Raw genomic sequence first — 5,759 nt, 5'->3', positions numbered from 1 at the left:
CCATGCATGGCTTGCACTATTTCTTACCCAGTGGCCCGCGCTAAACATCCATTGTGCGTTTTGCCGAAGCAGGCCCTCTACTTCTTGTGAAAGTTGTTTTAAACCGCTACGTAAATACACCAACTCTTTTTCACCATCGTCCAGTAGATCATTAATGCTTCGCTTGGCATCAGCCAGCCAAGGCTCATAAAAAGCGGGATCGGGTAAATGGCTGGGGCCATAAATTAAGGCACGTTGTCGCTCTGTTACGCTTTTGTTTTCACGTTTGAATACAGGCTGATGCGCAGGCTGTTGTACGGGTTGTTTTTTTGGCTTGTCTTCTTCAATGACGTTTAGTAAGGTGAAGTGTTTTTTACCCCCAGCAATGTGGGTATAAGCCGCTTCTTGTTCTTCATCCATTGAATCACCAGGGAATTTAATTTCCACTACGCGCAAAAGATTGTCAGCATGAAATACCCCTTCGTGATCTGTGACCGCACGGGCAGGCCAGCGGATGGTTTTATCCTTCACAATGATGAGATCAGGGCGGCGTAGAAAACCTGTACGTTTGCCTACAGGGAAAGGCGTAACGGCATGCCGACGATTTGGGTCTTTTTTACCATCGCCTCCTAAAGGTGCTGTGGAGCTTAAAAAAGGTCGTGGTACCGCATTTTCATCATTTGGTATCTCAAAATTCACTTCGGCTTTGTAGTACCAAAAATAGTCATGGAGCTTTTCATCTGTGCTAATTGAGGCCGACATGACTACTTGCCGCGCTTGAACCTCATAGGTTTTGCCTTTTTTAGAAACGGCTATGCGAATTTGTGGGAATAGAGATGCTTGTGTGGCTTTGGGGTGCAAATATATTTTATTCTGAGGGCTAGGTAGCAACGCCAAGCCTTTGCTTGTATCTTCTTCTAAGCGAATGGTCTTAGTCATTATTTTCCCCTAGCTCTGTCGGGCTTTCTTTACGCAAATCAAGCTCCATTTCCACCGCGCCACCTCCAGCTAAATACAATATTTCTAGAGGCCCAACCTTGGGTTCAATAGTGCTTAATTTAACCTCATCAGGTTTGCTACTCATTGCCGTTAATGTCCAGCCTGCCTTATCGGTGAAGCCGCTAATCTTCCTGCCTCCGGATTGCTGCATAGTGTAAGACTTGTTAATTAAAGGCTCTTTTGTTACGTCATCTATCAATTGATAACGTGCGGAATAAGCCTTTTTGAAAGTTGGGAATGGCACATCAAGCTTTGCAGGCCCACCCCAATCATGGCTGCCGCCTTTAATACTCACCTTGCCCGGTGCATGCAGCTCAATCTTGCCGTCTTTGATGCGGATATATGCGCCACCGGCGGTGAGTAGGATTTCTTGCTTGGCGTTGAAGAGGCCCTTGCCTTTGATGGCGGTGAGTTTGACGTTTTTGTCGGCGGTGATTTCGATGTCGTCGCTTTGGGCCTGCATTTGTAGCTGGCCTTTGGCGGCGATGAACTTCATGGTGATTTTGTCTTTAATCCCGCCGGTAAACAGGCTGATGTGCTGGCCGACATTGTGTATCCAGCGGCGGCCGCTGCTTTGGTTGGTGTCTCTTTGGGCGACTTGGTCTAGGTTGCTGCCTGCGCTTAGGGTATGGCTTTGCGGGCTGGTGATCGCCACGCCATCTTCGCCGTGCAGCAGGATGATTTTTTGTAGGCCAGCTTGCTCTTTAGATTTGCTTTTGCCGTCTTTATCCGTGTTTGACCCTGCTTCAAAGCTTTTGCTGGCGTGTACATGGTGGTAAAGATGGCCGTGGCTGGCTTTGTCGCCGGGGCTGTTGTCGGGCTTGATGGTTTGATCGTCTTCGCCAGTTTCGATGCTGTCGGCGAGTTGTTTGGTGGCGTATTCGCCGAGGTTTTTGGCGGTGTCTAAGGCGGATTCTAGCTGGCTTTGCGCGGGGCTGCGGTCGAGTTGCTTGCCGCTGGCGCCGCCTTTGGCTTCGGTGCTAATCAGCAGGCCGCTGGCGCGAATCGTTCCTTGTTTATCGCTGCGCAGCTCAAAGCCTTCGCCGCGTGGCTCGCCTTTGCCGTCGGTGCGTGGGTGGATCAGGTAGCCCATATTAAGCTGGGTTTTACCGTGCTCGCTCGATAGTTTGGTGCGTACTTCGCCTTTCGTATCGTCAAACAATAGCTCGCCGTATTGGCCGCCTTCAAATTCTTTACTCTTAATACCAGATAGGGTTTTATTGGCGGGCAAGCTGCCTGCGCCGCTAAACGCGGGCGTTGGATGGCTGCCGTTGTAGACTAGGCTAGTGACAATGGGGCGGTCGATATCTCCCTCAAGAAAATCCACCAAAACTTCTTGGCCGATGCGGGGGATAAACTGGTGGCCAAAGCCTGCTCCGGCGGATGGCATGGAGACGCGTATCCAGCAGGATGATTTATCGTCTAGGTTTGCGCCAAACTCAGGATGTTCCTGAGCTCGCTGCCAATGTAGCTGAATTTTTATCCGCCCTTGCTCGTCGGTGTGGACTTCTGATCCAGCTGGGCCGACTACGGTGGCGGTTTGCACGCCACGGCTGGTGGGTTTGGTAAATTCTTGTTCGCCAAGGTGACTAAGCATGGGCTGGCCGCGTCTTTGGGCGGTGAAGTCGGTCTTATAAGGTGGATTATCGGCTGAAGCCGCTTCTACGAGTAAGCTCGGCGCAATGAGGCCAAGCTGCTGGGTAAGATCGGCTGGAAAATTATTATTTGCCGTGAATTTTAGCTCGGTGATGGAGAATTCTCGCTGCTCAGCCAAATCGAAATCATGAGCTGGGTGATCTTCTAAGCGGAACCACTGCCCCGCTTGCAGGCTGCGCAATGTGCCAGAGCCGGTAAACGATTTCTTTTGCCCGTCTAAAGCATCCTGTCGCAGCTTGGCATCGTGGTTAAGCGCGTCTAAATCGCTGGCGTAGTAATGTGCTTGTGGGTCGTAATATTCCAAGCTTGCTTGGATTTGCTGCCCGCCATCGCCTTGGTCAATCGCGCTATCGCTTAAGCCGTGGCTGGTACTACTGGCTTTGTAGTCGAAGCTAGCAAGAGAAACCGAGCTACTGCCGATTTGCCGCTGGCTGTTCCATGCTGTAAGTGAGTCGCTTTCTTCACTGCCATCTGCACGATGAAAGCGAGCGATGGGATCCGCAGCTTCGGGAATGGAGAAGACATCATCAAAAACCACCAGCTGCACTTGAGGCGAGTCACCTGCTATATGGACAAAGCGCCACAAAAGGCCACTTAGCTTCATTAGTCTTGATAAAAACGAAAGATCGTCTTCACGATACTGTAAGCAATAAGAGCGGGGCGGATATTCACCCGATAGTTTGAAATCTAGCGTTTGCACGGCGGCAAAGACGGGATTTTTGGCCTGATGCTCAGCCATTACCTGTTTCACAATGTCGACGATGGATAAATCCTGAAAAACGCGAGATGTGCGTCGGTATCTGAGCAAGGCAAACGGGGGTTCCACCGTCAGCGTGTATTTGGCAAAACCGCCATCAGAGCCCAATAATTGCGCCTTAGAAATCACCCCACAGCGCTCTACCATTTCCCCTTCTGCATTGGTGATGGATAGCACAACGGGCAAACCAAGCAAAGATTTAAGCTCTAAAGCAGCGTCTGAGGACAAGCAATCAATGCTGTAAAGGAAAGGCCGATTAAGCCCTTCTTCCCCCGTTACCCGCTGAGGTAGCAGCTGGTCACCCCACACTCCACCATCACCGATTTGCAATGAGATCAATCGCGTATCTTGTGAAAAAGCCGCAGCAAAGGAAGCCAGCAATTGATCAACACGCATGGGTATTCCGCAATTATAACAATCGGTCAGATTACCCGATGTTTTGCGTACTTGCCAAATATTTACAAACACTTTGACTTATTACCTATTTAACATACTTAGCTAGTAAGTATTTGTACTTAGTTTACTGGAATTGAACCGGAAGAAGCCTGAGGGTGAGCTTTAAAACCACCATAATTTAATGCCACAAATCTTTCATGGGCTCCATATAGAAGCCCCTCAAAGATTGCGAGAAAACTCTGCTTAAAAATGAGTTGGTTTTGTGAGGAGGGTTTACCACGCAACGATATATAAACATCGCATAAATGCATGAAATGAATATTTGTGTCATAAAAACATTGCACAGCAATATATAAAACGATTTTTCAATTGATTCAACAAACAATACAATGATATATAAATATGGCATTAAAACCAAATTAGCCATGTAATGCTATAAATATAAGGCATATCATGAACAGTATGAACTCACCGCAAGCACTTGCTGAGTTACTTGGGGAGCGAATCAAACTTGCCAGACTCAATGCAAATTTAACCCAAACAGAACTTGGCAAGCTCGCTGGTTTATCTCGCATCGCTGTAACCGGCGCAGAAAGCGGGAAAACACAACTCGTTACTTTTTTGGCGCTACTGGACGCACTCAAGCTCTCCCCTCAAATAGATTCCTGATTATGTCTCTTGCTCATTTTTTGTCGTTTGTCTGAGCATATCAACATTAATAGAGTTAACTCGTAGGGGCGCAGCAAGCAGCGCCCCTACAGGATATTGGCCTACATGTATGGCTTTGTTTGAGCAAGAGGGATAATCAGGAATAGATTTGTTACTGCCAGCACAACAGATATCCCCCATTCAGCTCGCCAAGCTGCAGGGGAGGCAGCGAAAGAGAGCATCAGGAACCCTCAAAAAAAGGACTCAGGAAAAGTGATTAAAGCCACAAAGCCCCAATAAAATATTGTCCGGTGCAAACGTATAGTTATGCGGACATTCCCAAAGGGAGGATTTGCTGTTCCTACCGACGTGTTTTGACCCTATTGCCAAGATTCGGTTGATCCAAGCTATTTTCTGAAAACCACTGAGGTTTATCAGTAAATGGGCTTTTTTCAAGGAGCAGCTGAGCATCGATAGTTAGTTGGGTCAATAACTTAGCGGCGACAACAATCCTCACCTAGTAACGGCACAGTTCTGCCGTCTGAGCTTATTTTTACGCATTAAGGGCAAAAACTTTCCTTTTGCGACAAAGGCTTTGGCTCTACTTAGAGCTGATGGCGCCTTAGTAATTAGCTTCTTCAGAAGAATTTCTAAGACTTGCAAGTGCCAAATGAACAAAAGGTACAAATCTGCCCTTTATCACACTAAAAGCACATTAAGAGGCAGAATATTGCCTTTTATATAAAAAAATATAAAACGGTAGCTGCCATATTATGGAGCGCAGGATGCAGAAGACGGCCAGTAATACATCGATCAATCAAACACCACAGGAAATGGAGGCAATACTCAGAGAAAGACAAAAGCGGCTTTGCATAAATCGTAACTGGGAGCAAAAACTGGTTGCAGAAAGAGCGGGGATTAGCCTGCGAACGCTAAGAAACATAGAGTCAGGCAATGGATCATCATTAAATACTCTAATTAGCGTTTTACTAGTACTCGGTCGAGAAAACTGGTTGGAAACCATCGCCCTAGTGGCAACGATTGACCCCTTGATGATGACAAAAGAGGCGCCCCCGAGACAGCGTGCGAGTAAGCCACGCAACAAGAAAATACCTTGATGTAGCGCACATTTTGCACCAATGCGAAATTTAATCCGACCTAGCCAACACGCAGTGCTTATTGGTGAAATGTGTAGCCGTAGCTGTTCACGCCGATTGAAATTTGACCCACCCTGCCGATCGAATTTTGACCCAGGGCCGAGCGTTGCTTTTTATCGGAGCAACTGTGGATAAGTCTAGCAAATAGCGGGCCACTCACCCGCTAT

Annotated in this window: 4 protein-coding genes; 2 read left to right on the top strand and 2 right to left on the bottom strand. The window is 47.8% G+C overall.

The window, feature by feature from the left end:
• A partial coding sequence (locus R6242_RS21770; RefSeq protein WP_318430923.1) for a VRR-NUC domain-containing protein occupies positions 1-918 on the bottom strand: 918 nt, incomplete at its 3' end.
• Entirely contained in the window at positions 911-3,787 is a 2,877-nt protein-coding gene (locus R6242_RS21765; RefSeq protein ID WP_318430921.1) for a type VI secretion system Vgr family protein, read from the bottom strand. The genes R6242_RS21770 and R6242_RS21765, both read right to left, overlap by 8 nt.
• Positions 3,788-4,240: 453 nt before the next feature.
• Here R6242_RS21765 and R6242_RS21760 point away from each other — a divergent pair, with 453 nt between their 5' ends.
• Together R6242_RS21760 and R6242_RS21755 are read left to right on the top strand one after the other, a co-directional pair.
• Positions 4,241-4,456, top strand: coding sequence for a helix-turn-helix transcriptional regulator (locus R6242_RS21760; protein ID WP_318430919.1), 216 nt, complete (start codon positions 4,241-4,243; stop codon positions 4,454-4,456).
• A gap of 764 nt (positions 4,457-5,220) precedes the next feature.
• Entirely contained in the window at positions 5,221-5,553 is a 333-nt protein-coding gene (locus R6242_RS21755) for a helix-turn-helix transcriptional regulator (RefSeq protein WP_318430917.1), read from the top strand.
• The last annotated feature ends 206 nt before the right edge of the window (positions 5,554-5,759 follow it).

Origin of the sequence: Iodobacter sp. CM08 (genome assembly GCF_033446605.1) — a bacterium.
In the GTDB taxonomy this organism is placed as follows: domain Bacteria; phylum Pseudomonadota; class Gammaproteobacteria; order Burkholderiales; family Chitinibacteraceae; genus Iodobacter.
Note: the sequence above shows the minus strand (reverse complement) of the source record. Positions and strands in the feature narration are given on the sequence as shown.

Coding starts and splice junctions, on each gene's coding strand:
- R6242_RS21765 (WP_318430921.1), bottom strand. CDS start 3,787: ATGCGTGTTGATCAATTGCTGGCTTCCTTTGCTGCGGCTTTTTCACAA.
- R6242_RS21760 (WP_318430919.1), top strand. CDS start 4,241: ATGAACAGTATGAACTCACCGCAAGCACTTGCTGAGTTACTTGGGGAG.
- R6242_RS21755 (WP_318430917.1), top strand. CDS start 5,221: ATGCAGAAGACGGCCAGTAATACATCGATCAATCAAACACCACAGGAA.